At 37.9% G+C, this 16,375-nt stretch carries 22 protein-coding genes; 3 read left to right on the forward strand and 19 right to left on the reverse strand.

What is annotated here, in order from left to right; translation table 11 throughout:
* The 19 genes from ACFSRZ_RS01710 to ACFSRZ_RS01800 form a co-directional block, all read right to left on the reverse strand.
* The gene (locus ACFSRZ_RS01710) at positions 1–420 is read right to left on the reverse strand and encodes a hypothetical protein (RefSeq protein ID WP_379664789.1); all 420 of its coding nucleotides are present in this window, start codon (positions 418–420) and stop codon (positions 1–3) included.
* The gene (locus ACFSRZ_RS01715) at positions 417–968 is read right to left on the reverse strand and encodes a hypothetical protein (RefSeq protein WP_379664790.1); all 552 of its coding nucleotides are present in this window, start codon (positions 966–968) and stop codon (positions 417–419) included. The genes ACFSRZ_RS01710 and ACFSRZ_RS01715 overlap by 4 nt, the downstream gene beginning before the upstream one ends.
* A gap of 89 nt (positions 969–1,057) precedes the next feature.
* The gene (locus ACFSRZ_RS01720) at positions 1,058–2,569 is read right to left on the reverse strand and encodes a hypothetical protein (protein ID WP_379664791.1); all 1,512 of its coding nucleotides are present in this window, start codon (positions 2,567–2,569) and stop codon (positions 1,058–1,060) included.
* A 1-nt stretch (position 2,570) separates the two neighbouring features.
* A complete protein-coding gene (locus ACFSRZ_RS01725) occupies positions 2,571–2,873 on the reverse strand; it encodes a hypothetical protein (RefSeq protein WP_379664792.1) in 303 nt (100 codons plus the stop codon).
* On the reverse strand, positions 2,870–3,196 hold the full coding sequence (locus tag ACFSRZ_RS01730) for a hypothetical protein (RefSeq protein ID WP_379664793.1): 327 nt from the start codon (positions 3,194–3,196) through the stop codon (positions 2,870–2,872). The genes ACFSRZ_RS01725 and ACFSRZ_RS01730 overlap by 4 nt, the downstream gene beginning before the upstream one ends.
* Position 3,197: 1 nt before the next feature.
* Positions 3,198–3,485 (reverse strand): hypothetical protein, encoded by a 288-nt coding sequence (locus tag ACFSRZ_RS01735; RefSeq protein WP_379664794.1) that lies wholly within the window; start codon positions 3,483–3,485, stop codon positions 3,198–3,200.
* 1 nt (position 3,486) lies between these two features.
* Positions 3,487–3,678 carry a hypothetical protein gene (locus ACFSRZ_RS01740; protein ID WP_379664795.1) on the reverse strand — a complete coding sequence of 64 codons (192 nt, stop codon included), beginning with the start codon at positions 3,676–3,678 and terminating at the stop codon, positions 3,487–3,489.
* Positions 3,679–3,680: 2 nt separating this feature from the next.
* On the reverse strand, positions 3,681–4,208 hold the full coding sequence (locus ACFSRZ_RS01745; RefSeq protein ID WP_379664796.1) for a hypothetical protein: 528 nt from the start codon (positions 4,206–4,208) through the stop codon (positions 3,681–3,683).
* Positions 4,209–4,210: 2 nt separating this feature from the next.
* Positions 4,211–5,212 carry a hypothetical protein gene (locus ACFSRZ_RS01750; RefSeq protein ID WP_379664797.1) on the reverse strand — a complete coding sequence of 334 codons (1,002 nt, stop codon included), beginning with the start codon at positions 5,210–5,212 and terminating at the stop codon, positions 4,211–4,213.
* Positions 5,212–5,829, reverse strand: a complete 618-nt coding sequence (locus ACFSRZ_RS01755) for a DUF6046 domain-containing protein (protein WP_379664798.1) — start codon at positions 5,827–5,829, stop codon at positions 5,212–5,214. Before ACFSRZ_RS01755 ends, ACFSRZ_RS01750 begins: the two co-directional genes overlap by 1 nt.
* Positions 5,829–8,066 (reverse strand): phage tail tape measure protein, encoded by a 2,238-nt coding sequence (locus ACFSRZ_RS01760; RefSeq protein ID WP_379664799.1) that lies wholly within the window; start codon positions 8,064–8,066, stop codon positions 5,829–5,831. Before ACFSRZ_RS01760 ends, ACFSRZ_RS01755 begins: the two co-directional genes overlap by 1 nt.
* A gap of 247 nt (positions 8,067–8,313) precedes the next feature.
* Positions 8,314–8,646 (reverse strand): hypothetical protein, encoded by a 333-nt coding sequence (locus ACFSRZ_RS01765; RefSeq protein ID WP_379664800.1) that lies wholly within the window; start codon positions 8,644–8,646, stop codon positions 8,314–8,316.
* 5 nt (positions 8,647–8,651) lie between these two features.
* The gene (locus ACFSRZ_RS01770) at positions 8,652–9,095 is read right to left on the reverse strand and encodes a hypothetical protein (RefSeq protein WP_379664801.1); all 444 of its coding nucleotides are present in this window, start codon (positions 9,093–9,095) and stop codon (positions 8,652–8,654) included.
* Positions 9,096–9,097: 2 nt separating this feature from the next.
* Positions 9,098–10,330, reverse strand: a complete 1,233-nt coding sequence (locus tag ACFSRZ_RS01775; protein WP_379664802.1) for a DUF2586 family protein — start codon at positions 10,328–10,330, stop codon at positions 9,098–9,100.
* 3 nt (positions 10,331–10,333) lie between these two features.
* On the reverse strand, positions 10,334–10,681 hold the full coding sequence (locus tag ACFSRZ_RS01780) for a hypothetical protein (protein WP_379664803.1): 348 nt from the start codon (positions 10,679–10,681) through the stop codon (positions 10,334–10,336).
* Between the two features lie 20 nt (positions 10,682–10,701).
* Entirely contained in the window at positions 10,702–11,169 is a 468-nt protein-coding gene (locus ACFSRZ_RS01785) for a hypothetical protein (protein WP_379664804.1), read from the reverse strand.
* 21 nt (positions 11,170–11,190) lie between these two features.
* A complete protein-coding gene (locus ACFSRZ_RS01790; protein ID WP_379664805.1) occupies positions 11,191–11,544 on the reverse strand; it encodes a D-Ala-D-Ala carboxypeptidase family metallohydrolase in 354 nt (117 codons plus the stop codon).
* 70 nt (positions 11,545–11,614) lie between these two features.
* Positions 11,615–12,565 carry a hypothetical protein gene (locus tag ACFSRZ_RS01795; RefSeq protein WP_379664806.1) on the reverse strand — a complete coding sequence of 317 codons (951 nt, stop codon included), beginning with the start codon at positions 12,563–12,565 and terminating at the stop codon, positions 11,615–11,617.
* Position 12,566: 1 nt separating this feature from the next.
* Positions 12,567–13,715, reverse strand: a complete 1,149-nt coding sequence (locus ACFSRZ_RS01800; protein ID WP_379664807.1) for an ATP-dependent Clp protease proteolytic subunit — start codon at positions 13,713–13,715, stop codon at positions 12,567–12,569.
* 164 nt (positions 13,716–13,879) lie between these two features.
* On the opposite strand from ACFSRZ_RS01800, the gene ACFSRZ_RS01805 reads away from it, so the two are divergent.
* From ACFSRZ_RS01805 to ACFSRZ_RS01815, 3 genes are read left to right on the forward strand one after another with little or no spacing between them, the layout of a single operon-like run.
* Entirely contained in the window at positions 13,880–14,413 is a 534-nt protein-coding gene (locus ACFSRZ_RS01805; protein ID WP_379664808.1) for a hypothetical protein, read from the forward strand.
* Positions 14,414–15,955 carry a hypothetical protein gene (locus tag ACFSRZ_RS01810; protein WP_379664809.1) on the forward strand — a complete coding sequence of 514 codons (1,542 nt, stop codon included), beginning with the start codon at positions 14,414–14,416 and terminating at the stop codon, positions 15,953–15,955. It begins immediately after the preceding gene.
* Position 15,956: 1 nt separating this feature from the next.
* Entirely contained in the window at positions 15,957–16,373 is a 417-nt protein-coding gene (locus ACFSRZ_RS01815) for a hypothetical protein (protein WP_379664810.1), read from the forward strand.
* Positions 16,374–16,375 lie beyond the last annotated feature (2 nt).

The raw sequence follows: 16,375 nt of genomic DNA on the forward strand, positions 1-16,375 counted from the left end.
TTAATATAATTCTATTGCAAATTTTCCTTTGTAAGTACCTTTGATTTTATGTCTTATAATATTGAGAAAGGTAAGTCGAGTAAACAACCATCTGTAGATAAAATGCTTTCTGTTATAGTTCAGTAATCTCATGATTCTAAACATGAGTGAATCCGCTTTATAACTCACAATTCCTTTTGAATTTAAGTAGTCATGAATAAAAGCAGCTACTTCAAAGATTGTCTCTTTACTTCTTTCTGGTACAAATGTGGCTCCATCATAGCTGAATTCGTTAGCTTTAAAAGAAGTAATTGCTTTATCTAAAAGGTCATAGAGCCAATCAGGAGCATCATTATTCAATAACTCATCTCTTAATGATGTTAACCCTTTGTTTAACTCTTGTTTTGAAAAGCCTGTAAAATACTTATCCTTTTTCATCATTTTATATAGTATTTTAAGTAACCAATCACATTGTTGTTAGTTTCCGTAGGTAAATTCAAAAGATCAACTATACTTTTGGGAACTCCTTGATTTGTCCCAAATATTGAGATCACTTTTTGATCATCAGTCGATGGCGCATTGTCTAATTTATCATGCAAGAAGCTTGCATCACCTGTATTGATCCAAGTAGATAAATCTGCTTCTAACCAATTAAACAATAATGTGAATATTGGATGTATCATAGGATTAGCAGCTGTTTCAGCTTCTTTTAAAAGATATTGCTTCACTCTATTTCTTCTGCTAATTTGTAGATCATAGAGCTTATCAGAACTTAATTTTAATGTTTCTTGCTTTATTAGATGATCTCCTATTGTCTTATACCAAAACGTCTTTGTCTTATAGTCAACTAAAGCACCATCATGATCAACAACATCTTCGTAAAATTGCCTGATAACCAAATGAAGTTTTCCAGACTTATCTTCATATAGATAATCTTGGTGAGTTTTTGCACCGGTAACATTGTCATAGAACTTTATGGCAGACTTCATTCCTATAAAAAATCTATAGTCTAAAGACATTATCTCATCATCTGTCTTACCTGATAACCATGGGTTTTTTTCTATAAATACAAACATTTTTAAACAATTTTTAATTCAATTTCTGTCATTTTACCATTGGTATAAGTATAAAAGTATGGGTACCAAGACCCGTTCACATTTATAATTGGAGTAGTGTAAACGAGCTCGAGACCTCTATAGAATTCAACGATACAAGTAGATGCTCCTTGCATGATTCTTTTTGCTGTAATAAGTTGATCAGCAATATCTGTATGAATAGGAGTTGTATTTCCATGCCTTATATAGTAAGTCCCTGCATCTACACCAGCCCTAATAAAAAGAGCTGCATTACTATTTACCGTGAAGTCATTCGGATCTGTTTTAAAACCAAAATACATGTTGGGATCAATAACATTTGAATTGATTCTAAACTTAAATTCAAAATCACTAGCTGTTGGAATCTCTCCAAAACGACCTACATATTTACTTCCAGTTACCTGAGCTTCCCACCCCCCTATAGTGTAAATCAACTGGCTATGGGTGTTTAGCCATTCTGACCCCACTACACCTGGTATCAAAACTTCTCCTTGTGTTACAGCAAAGTCAGAGATCAAACGAGTTCTTTTTCCATTATCAATATCGATCTCAATATCATTTTCTTCTGTAACAGTAGATTGTAATTCTACAAGCATTCTATTTGCGCTTTCATAGATGTAATTCAAAACAGTAATGTTTTTGTTAGGATGTAAGGTAGTTCCGTTTTTAATATTCGAACCATCTATCTGAAACCATTTCTGAGTGTTAGGAGCAATAGACTTTGGGTTGATAGTAGCAAATTCTACAGCAGGAAAAGTAGAGATGACTTCCATCCATTTATCTTGTGAGATTTCAGTTTCAACATCAGTAGTAATGAATTCACCATTAGTAAAATCGCCAATAAACTTCCAAATAGACCCATTCCAAACACGAATTATCATATCCATCTCTGTCTTCAAAACTTCATTTTGAACCCACTCAGATAAATGATTGTTCCATTTGATTCTCTCAGCATTTGAAACTCTCGCAGATGTGTTTAAGGAAAGATCTGCTTTCTCTTGATCAGTATAATCATTTGAAGATAATCCTTTACCATCGACTTTATCAACTTTTAAGGTGATATCCTGCTGGATTTGATTCAATAGATCCTGAAGACCATCAATAAAACTAATTGGTTTTGATACTGGGGGAACATAATTCTCAAGTCCTGCTAATTTATCTTTTTCTACCTGAGAGTAATTTGTATCAGAAAGCCCTTTACCTGCTTCTTTATCTACTTTGTTTGTCAAAGCATTATTAATCGATGTAAGTTGAGCCAGTAATCCATCAATGTATTCAATGGGTTTTGTTGCATCCTCAATGAATTTATCAATAGTTAGATTGCTACCATCACTAAATGTAAAAGTCACATCCCCATTAGGATGTATAGTTTTGTCAGTTACTAAGAACCCATCATCTTTATGATGAAAACTATCCCATGTATCTTCAAATTGCTGTTGAGTAGGTACATCTCCCGTCTCAAAATATGATTTTACTATGTATAAAGCTTTTTTCATTTTATCCGACTTTAAATACGTTTGTTATTCCCTCAATTTCCATAGACCCTATGCCAGCACCCTCTGAAATACGTTCAGTTACAACAGCACCAGTAGCAGGTTTAATTATTCTTTGTTTGTAGTAAGCTGTGATATCCGAGTTCGCATGTTCACTTTGAGCAGCTTCTAATGAAGATCCCACCTCTAACTGATCTGTGATGCTCAGGTCGTTTAATAACGCATGATCAAACACAGCTTCAATGGATCCGGATTCCTGTGTAGATATATCCAAAAGATTTTGACTATGTATTGTTATAATACTCATTGATGATTCTTTTTGTACTGATCAAATTCATTCTTTAACCTATTGTATCTTCCTTGCCACTTTTTCTCTACAGCTGCAATTTTCTTCTTCCAACTTTCATCGATCTCGAGCTGCTTTGCTTTCAAAGCTTTGATCTCTCTATCTTGCTCCTCTAATTTCGCTTCAGTGTCAGCAATCATTTCCCTATAGACTCCTTGAATTTGAGCAGTGAGATCTACATTCTGTTTTTTCTTGCTTACTTTTTCCTTCCCAAACCATCCGAGTAAAAGTGCTACAACACCTGTCAGAAGCTCTCCTAAATGTTCTAATAGCAATTCCTCCATATTACTGTTTTTTGAAATTCATATTGATACGGCTTTTCACAGCATTATAATTTTTGTTATCCCTTTTTAAATGAATCCGAACTCTTTCCACAAAATCCGATTCACTTTCCACTCCATGTTCCAATTGGATCAGGTTAGGACCAAGGATAGGATCACTCTTTAGATCTCCTTGATTGAGTCTTAGGATAATTCCTGTTTCCTGAGTAAGACTCTCTCCAACAAAAAAATCTCCACCGCTGATCATTAAATCATCGGTTTCATCTAGCATTATGTCTTTATGATCACTCATTCTATATTAGTTTTCCATCTGTAAGCGGTCCTCCAGATGAAGGACAAGTACCGACAACATTTCCTGCTTTGACGTAATTATGAATAACATCTGCCAATGCTTGGCATACAGTATTTACATTGCTAATATTTTGCGGGTTACTAAATACTGTTATAAGATCACTCTCTAGCTGGTCTTTATCTAGTCCTTCCATCTTTATCCAATTAAAATGTTATTTAAACGGTCTTTAATTTGCGTTTCAACCTGATTTTTTATTCCTTCAATTACTGGGATGTTCGGTGTCGTTCCAATCGATACAACAACCTTATTTAGCTCATCACACAGTTTACCAAACTGAGACATGAAATCACCCAAGACATTTCTCAAGCTCTCGTCGGATTGCTTAAAAATGAATCCTTCTTCCTGGATAGTCATCGTGCTTTCCCCACTAATCCATATTGCTTCTTCAAATTGGGTAGCATCGATCAAAAAAGTAGATCCTTCTTCTCCAGAAATAATCCCAATAAGGCAGATGCTATCAATTTTCGGTTTGCGGTAAAAACTGCCTTGTCCAAGTTGTACATTGTAAAAAGGAAGTTCATCAGCAATCCCCTCAACATCCATGAGCTTTTCTTCCCAATCAACCTTGAGTACTTTACACCAATGTGTCTGTACCTTAACTTGACTAGCGATCGCCTTATTTAAGAGTATTCCAAATTCTTGTATGTTGCTTCCGTTTTTCATCGTTAACTTACCTTACGGTCTAATTTGATCATTTGACGATATCCTGATCTATCAAAACTTTTGTTGACCCCTTCGACATAGTACATTCCAACACGATCTAAATAGAGAGTACTATCCAGCTCTACTTTTTCACCATGTCTTACTGATGGAGTTCCGAAGGCTACAAAATTCCCTTCCAAACCATCAGACTTTACTCTATTGTAATCTTCACGTGCTTTCTCTTTGAGTTTGTCAAGCTCAGCGTAACTAGGACCTACATAATTAAGCTTGTAAACATCACCTCCTTGCTCACCTATTTTGAATTCCGATTTTTTTCCTCTAACAAAAGATCTCACGATAAACTGTACCTTGACATCTTCAGCTCTTCGGTACTGGAGATTATTGCTCACTGCATTTCTCTCTAGATTGAAATAATGAGATTCTACATTTGAATCATCAGAGTAGATCTTACCACTTACCAAAGTGGATCCTTTAAAATAGCTGTATATATTCTTGTCCTGTTTTAGTTTTTCCAGGACTTGACTTGCCGTTGTTTCAGAAAACCGAACAGATCCTAAAAGCTCACCCTCATTCGCATCAATCTGATAACCTGGTAAAATATCCTTCAGCAGCTCTTTTAAGGTCACGTTGGCTTTGCTGTAGTTTACAGGAACTTGTTTGAGTCTCCACATTTCATCCTCGCATTTTATTTTGATAGGAATGTCGGCTGATACATGTGTGATATATCCCTCGAATTCGGTTTTAAGCCCTTGATTCTTATTATCACTGGAATCATAATACCCAAGCTCGATCGTTACCCTATCTCCACGTCTAAAGACATCTCTTATCTTATCTTTATCAAATACTCGTTTCAAAACTCTTCGGGGCAATGTAATGGTGGCACTATCAGTAAGAAGCTTCCAGCTACTTTCAATACGAACACTCTCAACAAAACGCAAGACGATATCATCTCTGGTCTGATTACCAAAGAATGTGATTCTGCAAGTCATTATATAAGTGCTCATTAGGCTAATAGTTCAATTATTTTATCACTGATTGCATTAATGGTAAAAGGAATAACTCCTGGTTTTCCTTGGACCTGTGGTACTTCGATACTCTTGATAACAATACTTCCAATGTCCTTCTTTGAGAAAAGCTCTCCGCTAATCTGAATACTACCAATCAAGTTTTCCCAAGTCAGGATCTCGGTAATTTGATCAAGAGCTGAACTGCCAGGTTCATCTAAACACAGACCTTTAATTCTGATTTTCCAATCACCAAATCCAAAGATCTCTTTTACCGTTCCATCATCTCCTAATACTGGAGTTTCTGTGATGTTCTTTTCTCTTCTAAAATCTACCAATGTTGCTGCCGGCAAATAGAAATCAGACATGACTACTTCGGTGATCTGTCCATTAGGTAAGTATTCTTGATAAGTACCTCCCTTGAATAAAACTGGAAATAGAATTGGAGTTCCAAGCCAACTCATCCTTTCTGCCTTTTGCTTTGGTTGTACTGTTACTCCTGTAAAGGCAATATTTTTTTTCTGATCACTACTAACTGAATCAGTTGTATAGACTGGATCTGTCTTACCAAAGGCAACACGGAATAATTCTTGTAAGTTGTAATTCGTTTTTGACATTATCCAGCAGCTATAAGACCATCTCGAAGACGATCATTTATTAATCCTACCACTTGATCAGCGATATCCTGTAAATTTGTATTTGATGAAACGTTGAAATAGTTTTTGACTTCCAAGTTTTGTGTGATGGTTTTGTTCCCTTTTCCTGATCCTCCAGAGATCTCTAACTTCTTACCAGACCCTGAAAATCCATTACCTTTAGATCCACCTGAAAGGTTTGCTAAGTTCAACCCTAACCCTGAACCATCATCCTTGATTAAATTATTCAGGTCACCCGTTTCTTCTTTCTTCTTTTTATTCTTGCGATCAGCAACTTCCTGCTGACCCTTTTCCATACCTTCTTTGTAAGCTTCGGTTGCTTCTCCAAAAAAACCTTTTAGCCATTTCCAAGCTTTCTTAATAGCTCCGACAATGGCATCAATAATTCCAAATACTTTTTTATAAATCCGATCAAAGACACCAGCGAAGAAATTGTAAATCCCTCCAAAGACCTTTTTAAATAATCCTGCAATTACACCGAATGCCTTTTTTAGATATTTCCAAACAGATCCTATCACCGTAGTAATCACTTTCCAGATTCCAGTAAATACTTTCTTGATGATATTCCAGGCTCCGACAAAGACTGTTTTCCAAAACTTGTATAGGAAAGAGAAGTAGGTTTTGATTAGATTCCAAATTCCCATAACAATAGGTCTTATGAACTCCCAAATTTTACTAAAGACCAATTTGACAACATTCCATGTTCCATAGATATGACCTCTAAACCAACCGAAATTCTTCCACATATATTGAAACAGAGCTATCAATGCTCCTATGATGGCTAAGATCCAGCCAATTACAGGGATAGATTTAATTGCCAAGCTTACCGATTTAATTGCAGCTGTAAGTCCAAAGGTGGGACCTGTAGCCGCAGCGCTGGCAGTCCCCACAGCAGATGCTGATGCCGCCATAACTACAGAAGAAGCAGCTCCAACTCCATTGGTTGCTGCTAACGCCTGAGTAGCAGCTCTTCCTTTGATTAGTCCACGAATCCATTTTAGATTGAATACGCTTGAAAAGCCTTCAGTTACCGCTTTCCAATTAGCAAAGGTTTGAGCTCCTGTTCCAGCAGCTGTTATAAAAGGTAGTACATTTTGAGTCGCATTAAAAAAAGAGATACCAATATCATTCAGCTGAGCTTTCCATCTTGACATGCGTTCAGAATAAGTTGCCATTTTGACTTCTGCTTGCTCATAAGCTGTGTTGGTTCCTGTGATTTTTTGTTGTAGCTCATCCTGAGCATCAACACTTCGAAGAAGAATATTTGCTGCTGCTGCATTTTCAACTCCGAATACCTGGGCAAGGACAGTTGAATCTGCTTGTGCTTTGCCAAGCTCACGAAGTCGAGCTGTAAACGGTAATGTCGTGTCAGAAACGATATCCATATTCACTCCGTAGCTCTTTAATTTCGCTACAGCTTTTTCTGGAATGATATCCTCTCCAGACATTTTCCCCAGGACATTACGAAGAGCGGTTCCTGCTTCTGCTCCGACTTTCCCCCCTTTGGCTAATTCTTGAATTGCGGCATTGGTTTCAACAAAACTCACATTGGACTTTGAAGCTTCAACCCCTGCGACTTTAATCGCTGCGCTGATATCTGGTACTTCAGCAGCCCCTTCTTTTGCTCCAGCAGCCATGACATTCATCATTTCATTCATCGTTTGTTGCGCTTTGATAGGATCTGAAAGATCTACACGGTATTGTAATAAAGAAGTGGTAAGTGCATCCACAGCTCCTGCTGCATCACCATCCATAGTTTTGGATAGTATTCTCACGTTCTTTTCCATTCCATCCAGAGCTTCTTGGCTACTAGCGATGTCTGGTCCTAATCTTGAAAGGATTGTTTTGTAGGTATTCAAAGAGTCTGAAGCTGATCCTCCATAAATCTTTGCAGATGCCCGGGCTTTCTCTCCTAATTGATCAAGAGCTTCACCAGTTACTCCTGTGATCGCTTCTACATCGGCTAAGTTATCTTGAAAGTCAATACCAGGTTGGGCAATACTTGTAAGCTGATTATTGAGTTCTTGAACACTTTGACTGACCGCATAGTAGTCAATAGCACTCGCTTTCTTAGAAGATTCTTGTAGCTGATCAACCCCTTCTCTAGCTGCTCTGACATCTTTTTGAATGTCCTTCAGCGGAGCAGATGCCTTGTTGATCATCTCTAATATCCATCTTGTGGTTGCATTTGCTGACATCCCTGGAATTATTTATTTAATACTTCAAAAACTTCTTTTACAACTTCTTTTAATGCGGATTTTAAGACCACTTCAAGGTTTTTCAATTCCACCGCTTTTACATAGGAATACTCGTTGAATAACTTTGCCCAAGTGTCATCATCTAATAAAGTTGGGTCAGTACCATAATGCGATCGAATGATAGCATTTATTTTACTGACCCATTGATGATCGTTGTCTTTGTCTTCAGGATCGATCCTAAAGCGGTCTAATGCTTTTTTACTGTTATATTTTTCTTATTCAGAAGTAGAGAAATCTCTTTTATAACAATTAGATAAACATCACCATCTAGATCAATAGCTTCCATATCTCCTCCGAGTACACAATTCTTGAGAAATATATTATTAGCAGCTGCTATATTTTTTTCCCCTTCCTTAGCCACTGCTTCCATGACACTTCTTGATGGTTTTCTAAGAACAAACCCATAACTAATGCCATCAACTTCAAAGGTGATATCTTTGATTCGATGCTTGCCAAATTTAGCTTCCCATTCCTTTCTTTGCTCCTTGGTAATATCTTTGTATGTTTGAGTATTTGCCATTGATCTTAGATTATGTTCCATTCAATATGAGATACCAATAAATCGTATTTGTAAGAAATTGATACGTCATTGTTCTTTACTTCAACTCCATTTCCCATGAATTCACAGTTTCGGATTCGATCCTTTTTAATTGTTCCGTCTGGCATCAAGTACTCAATGGTAATATCAAACATGGTAATGTCCTGAATACGTCTACCTTGAGGAATCGCAGCCAGCAAACCATCTCTTTCCTCTTTATAAAGAGTAATCGAAGCCTTAGCCTCATAGTTTCCTCCTCCTCGTCCTACAGGATATTTACCAGCACCAGGAACGTTTTCTTTTTTCTCCTCATCGGTATAAGAAAGCTCAGTGATGCCTTCAACATCTCTTCCTAAAAGATTGACAGTGATATTGTTCCATCCTGTCATAGTCCCGAACTTATTTATAATTCTTGCTTGTGTCTGTGCCATTGTTATTGTATTTGTTTGGTGTAACCTAAATCAACTTCGAACTCATGGACGATATCATCCTTGACAACTTGTACTTTCACCTTCAGAGCAGTTTCTTGATCAACGTATTGCTTAGGATCAATATAGATATCAAATCCACTGATCTCATCATCGATAATCATCTGCTCCATGGAGCTATTTAAAAGACCTTCCCATCTGCTGATGCTGGTGCTTTTGATAAATCCTGTCTGTGGATCCTTCTTAACTACTCCTTTCACTTCAGGAATCAAAGCCTGCCTTACAACTCTAGCTGCTTTGTTCCAAGTACGATTGTTTTCAATAAATCCATAGTCACTCGATTTCTCGATAGCTGTTGGAGAATTACTGAGGAATATTCCTCCATAACCTTCAAAGGAAGAAGCATAGATATATGCTTTGTTTGTCAAAGTCTTTAAATCTGTTCTCGATAAAGACTGTGCTAAGTTTCCATCAGATAGGTTGGCATCTAGCCAAATATCTAATACGCTATCGGTAAGCGAATAATCTGGAGCGCCACGTTTGATAAATGGCTTGTTCTTAATGTTGACAGATCCAATGTTCTCGTTGACACTTCTCACTGAGATCATTCCTAATACAGATCCTACAGCTGCATAATTGTTGTATGCTGCATCGATCGACGCAATGTTAGGATCCTGGGCGATCACCACTGATACTTGAGGAGCATTCTTTTCTCTGAGATCTGCAATAGTATTTGCAGCGATATTGACTCCACTTCCTTTTCCTTCTAAAAGAGCAAAGTCTACGTATCGGTTTTCTGATAAAAGTACATTAACAAGTCCTGTTTGAACAGCCTCCACTTTGGTTGCCATATCATTCAGAGTGTCATTGAAACCTACAAAACCAAAACCTTTGATGTCTTGATTTGCTCTGATCGTTGGAAGGATATCCGCTAAAATATCACTTACACTAACTCCCGTAGCAGTAGGAATTAAATAAACAGTTGCATCTGGAGACAGTCTAAAGATCTCCGAGATGTGATGATACACCAACACCGTATTATTAGCATCGTATGCTGCATCGATTCCAAGGGTCTCAGCATCCGAGATCTGAAGAAGTTCAGTTGCTTCATTCAGATTTACCCCCAATCCAACCACAGGCATGGCAGCGACAAGTGCCACTACATTATCTGTGGATGGATTTCTTCTTCCTAAGCCGCCGTCAAGCTTGTTAACGCCGACACCTTTTAACTGTGCCATGGATTACTGGTTTAATTCGTTGATTCTTTCTTCAATGGCAGCTTTCACTGTTTTACGGTCATCTCCATCTTGTTCCGATTTCAACCAAGCTTCCAGTGTTTTTGGATCCTCAATGCTCTCAACAGCTTTGATCACATCTTTTGCATTCCCTTCAGGAAGATCTTGACTGGCCGTTCCAGGATTGTCGATTTTAACAACAGATAGATTTTTTCCTTTGGCATACAATTGCGCTCGGTTTTCCATCAAGAAAAACTGACCATTTGAAGTAGCATACAATGCATCAGCCTTCGGATATTGTTTAAATTTTTCTTTTGCTAGCTCTTCTAATTGAGTTTTGCTGTATGTTTTCATCTTTGAATTGTTTTACGTTTTTAATTCTTTCTTGATTTTCCGTACTCTCGGAGTGTGAAATATCCACCAATAGCTGTGACACCCATTGTCATCAATATCGGTATATAGGCTTCCCCTAGGTTTTTACCCGCTATTGAACTAATGATCACAACATCGATAAGAAGTGTGAAATTGGCTACAACCAAGGGTCTGATGTTCTTTGATAACCAGCTGTCACTTTTCGCATCTGCTTCCCAACGTTTGGTGATCTCTTGCTCAAGCTTAACGTCTTTTTGCATTTCAGCTAAGAGCATTTCCTTGTCTTCTTGGCTGAGCTCTTTATCTCCGGAAATAGCCTGTACGATATCTGAAACAGTTCCGCCTGTGACTGCATCTAAAAGTGGAGCTCCAACGCTTTTACCTGTCTTTACAATACCTCTCAATAGATTACCAAAGAAGGTTCCTTTTCCTCCGTTCTTGCGGAGATTTGGGTTACTTCGTTTTGACATAATGGTTGATATTCGATTTAATTAATAGGTCCAAATTACATTTGGGGTCTTGGCGGGATCATTGTCGAGATGAATAAAACTCCCGCTAATACCGATTCGATTGAATCCCACACTAAGTGCGGATTGAACAATCTTGTATCTGTCTTTTGAATTGTTACATTCAACATCAACAGCATAGCCTCTCAAGTGACTAGAATTTTCTGTACCACCCACTTTTTGATTGTGTGATGCTGTTCGGTGTCCTGAAGTAATGATAAAAGGGATTCCTGCAACTTCTCTACACTGATCAAGTAAATCCAATGTAGATGCCTGCATATTCTTTCCGCTTCCAGGTTGATCCGGGCTATCAAATTCATATAATTTAAAGTACTTCATCATTGAAAAGATAATCCCCCGTAAGGGTGCGGTTTGCCTTGTTATGAGGCAATACCGCCATTGTTATTCATTATGCTTGAGGGGGCGTTTTTCCATCTACAACTGCGGCAGACCCTTCAACCCCGTAGGCTACAATAACATGATAGAATTGGTATCCAATTACATGTGCTCTTCCTTCAGGGTTCATACTAGCCGGTAATGCAATACGAACTACAGTTCCATTTGCTTTTCCTGTTGCTTTTTTGTGGAATACCACAGAAGATTTTCTCCCAACATCTACAGATTGATATGGCAATTTCTCTAAGTTGTCATCATACTCAGGAGTCGTTGAATCAACATAGATCTTGAAACCATAAAGCATTGGAGCTGGGGTTCCTTCTTTATGATTCGCCATTTTGTTCTCAAACTTGCTGTCTTCATCATAAAGATCAGTTTCGTGCTCATCACAAAGAACCAAGATTCGACCTTTTTTAGAAATCCCAGCTTTATTCATTTTCTCCTGAAGCGTTCTAAGATCTTTCTTTACAAGTTTCAATGTCCCATCTCCACGATCTGGTCCAGTTGTTTCAATGATAAACAAATTGTTAGCCTCGTCTTTTTCAGTTGGAGGGATTCCATATAGACCGTATTCCATCGTCTCATCTTCCAAGGTCTCTCTATGTTGCATTTGTACATCAGAAACCTTCTCATAAGGAAGTGCATACAACTCATCCAAAGAAACTTCGGTATTCTCGGTGTCAAACTTGTTCAATCCCAAAATGATGTGACTATCATCACGCTTGTTTTTGACAATCGGATATTGAGTGTTGTTAATCAAAACTTTTGGAGCTTCTCCACGTTTTGGGATCTTGATAACATCGTTATTGACCCATTTTTGTTTGGATGGAATTTCAGCCACCCATGTGTGCTCATGTCTCAGTTGCTTCAATAATTCTCTCTCTCCTCTTTGATTTAAAAGAGGCAATGAAACATGCGTTACTTCAGCAGTAATGTGACTGCCAATAATTCCTATACTTCTCATACTAATTTGAGGTTTTAAAATAATCGTTCTCTAGTACTTCCAATCTTTCATCTCCTTCAGCCAACATTTTGTTGTAACCTTTGGGATCCTTTTCGATCCAATCTTCCAATGTCCACTTTTCTTTGTTGGCATCAACATTGTTGTTTTTTGGATCCAACTCATCCGTCAATTTTGGAATCGATTTCATTGCTTCCAATACAGATTTAGTACTATCGTAATCAGCCTCAGCTAACTTCTGATATTGTTCTTTTTGATCAGCCTTGATCTTTTTGTCCTTGATCGCAGCTTCAACAAGTTCTGTAGCCGCTGTTTTCTGCTCAGAAGCTTTCTTCTCTTTGGCTGCTTTTTCAGAATCACGATGCTTTAATGCATCCACTTTGATTTTTTTTGCTGCCTCCATGATATCTGCATCAGTTGCATTAGCTTCAAGCCCATAAAGAGCTATCAATTCTTCTCTATCCATTTGATTTGAGTTTTGTGAATTATTCTTATTTATTTTTTTCTTTTTTGGAATTGTAGGAGCCCCACAAGCTTTTATCGCAAGGATATCCTCTTCAGTGAAGGCTTCGATTTCTCCAGCAACAGCATCAACAAACCCTTCCTTTTTAAGTTCAGTAGCATTCATCCAATAATCACCATCTGCCCAAAGTGCTTTGATGTCATCTTCGCTCTTACCTGTCTTTTTCGAATAGGTTTTTACATAGTCATCAGTGATGTTTTCAAGAAGCTTTAATTCGGATTTAACTTCCTTGATATTTCCTCTAAGTGAAGTCATAGGCATGTGGATCATACCTTGAGTATTTGTCTTAATTGTTGTGTGGAATTTTGACGTTAGGTAGGTGAAAGCAGATGCCATAAGTGCACCAACTTCAATCTTTACATCATCGAACTGATCTAAAAGATTCGCAATCTCAGAAGTAGCAAAAACAGACCCTCCAGGACTGCTCCCATAAACGACGGCTTTTTTTATCCCGTCAGAAAGTGCATTATCGATTTCTCTTCGCAGAATGCTATCGTAATCTGCCGACCATGACCATATACGTCCAATAATCTTAAAGTAAGCCACTCCTTTGTTATTTGTAGCCTCAATACGCCCAACTTCTTCCTTTTTCTTTGGGTCAATAAACGATATAATCTTATTCCAGTTCAATTGCGTGAGTCTTAAATTCTATGCTGCAAATTTGAACTCACCTCATGATTTTAAAAAATCGAGATTCTAAATTGGTAAGGTTTTCGGTACGATTCGTACCGTGATTACTGTCTAATTTAGAATACGCTTTTTTGTTGCAGGCTCCATTCTCTGAAATTTGCCCCATGACTACAGAACAAACAAGAGCTTACAATTGGTATGTCAAAGATCATAAGACCGCTAAGTGGATTGCATCAGAATTAAAGCGTACTGAGAAGACTATCGGGAACTGGATCAAAAAGTTTGGTTGGAAAACTCAACGGGATGCTAGAGTGAACTCAACCAATGCTCAAAAAGAACGAATCAATGAGATCCTTGGAGAGTACGCTGATCAAACCTTGCATTGTATCAAGCAACGAAAAGACATCAAAAAGAAACTTGATAAAGCCATCGAATCCAAAAATGAGAAGCTAATTAAAAAGTATCGAGATCAAATAGGAGGGTTAAATACCGAAATGAGAAGTATTGATGATGGTGCTAGCAAATGGCGTAAGCAACTCACTGAGTTGGATAAAGATAACAAGGTTTCTCTAGCCACTTATCTGGAAGTCATGGATGACCTTTTTGAAAACCTTCGTGAGTTTGATGAGAAACTCTACAGAGATACTATTGACTTTCAAAGCAAGCATTTACAAACGGTCAGCTTAAAATTTGGATAGGTGAAAAAGGAAGATAAAAAAGCACTCGAGAGGTATCAGAAAAAACTAGAACTGATACAACAAGGAGGTCAAGTCAATGCATTTGAAACTGATCATCAAAGGCAAGCTGCTATCGAAAAAGCAAAGAAGGATGTAAGGTTCTGTGTTAAAAGATATTTTCCTCATTACGCAACCTCAGAGTGTGCAGATTTTCAGATTGCCTTTGCTATTATGGTTTTAAAGGATAGCAATTTCACTGGATTTGCCAAATGGGGACGTGGACTTGCAAAATCCGTTTGGTGCAATATTATCATTCCTTTTTGGCTGTGGTTAAATGGAATAGACATGTATTTCGTATTGGTAGGAGTTTCAGAGAAAAAGGCTATTCAATTGCTTTCTGATCTCAAAGCTGAGTTTGAAGTCAATCCTCAAATCATCGCCGACTTTGGAGAACAGAAAAAACCAGGTTCATGGAATGATGAGCTATGGGTGACAAATGGAGGGTTTATCGGTCAAGCTCTGGGGTTCGGTCAAAGTTGTAGAGGATTGCGTGTTGGACCAAAACGTCCAAGCATGTATTCCTGTGACGATCTTGAGACCAAAAAAACGATCAAAAATGAAAAACGCCAGGACGAAATGGTGGAATATGTAGAAGAAGAACTCTTGGCATCCATGGACGGCGAAAACGAACGTCTATTATTTCCAAATAACTGGTTTGCTCCTGTTATGTTCTTAAAGAAGCTTGCTGCAAAACATCCTGATTGGGTGGTCCACGAGGTTAAAGCTTATGACCCGATTACCTACGAGCCTAGATGGAAAGAAAAATATACCAAAGCATACTATCGACGTAAGGAGAAGAAAATGGGAGTCACATCTGCCAAATCAGAGTACAACCATGAAGCCAAACTCAAAGGCGGAAAGATCTTCAAATCAGAATACGTCCAATGGGTAAAACTTCCTCGTATCGATCACTTCAAAGCAATCATTTGTCATTGGGATGTTGCCTATGCTGGAAGAGTTGGAAATCACATCAATGATGGATCTGATTACAATGCAGTTCGAATTTGGGGAGTGTACAAAGAAGAGTTTTATCTGATTCATTGCTTTGTACAGCAAACCAAAATGCTTCCTGCTGTCAAGTACATGATTGAATTCAAAAAAAGTTTGCCCAAAAATGTTGATGTTGATTTTAGAGTAGAATCTCAATTCTGGAATGATGAAGTTAGGCGAACGGTTGAAGATGCAAAAAGAGAATTAAACGCACCTGAATTTAACCTCACAGAAAGCCACAACAAGCGCAACAAATTTAGAAAGATCATTGATGAACTGGAAGCCAGGTACCAGAATGGTCGAATCAAATACAATATCAAATTAAAGCACCACAAAGACACTCAGATTGGGATGCAGCAGCTCTTCGGTATTCATCACGGATACACCACCAAAGATGATGCTCCTGATGCTGATGCTGAAGCAATCCATGAGGGAGCGAAATACATCTACAGCGCACCTGAAGGACAAGACAGCTGGAACAGTGGTAAAATGAAATCTGTAAACCAATGGTAAGATGATATACTTAACAGAAGATGATTTAAAAACGGATAGTCGAAACCGATTTATCCAGGAGAGTACAGGTGATTTCGACAAGGCACTCGAAAATGCTGAAAAAAGAGCCATCGGAAAGGTCAAACCATACCTGAGAGATCTCTATGATGTAGAAGCCATTTTTGATGAAACCGCGCCGATCAAAGATGAAGCTCTGGTAGATATCCTGGTAACACTTACCCTGGCAAAAATCCACAGTAGAAATTCTGCTCGTAAATTCAATATCAGTAAAGATGATATGGAACAGGTGCAAAAGGAACTCGATAAGATTGCAGCTGGCAAAATTACACTGGACCTTCCAAAGCCAACAGATGATGATGGACAGGTAGAAAGCACTTCTATTTGGGGAAATTTAACAAACGACGATTTTTACATTTAAGA

The sequence above is a fragment of the Pseudotenacibaculum haliotis genome (genome assembly GCF_042684245.1).
GTDB classification, from domain to species: domain Bacteria; phylum Bacteroidota; class Bacteroidia; order Flavobacteriales; family Flavobacteriaceae; genus Polaribacter; species Polaribacter haliotis_A.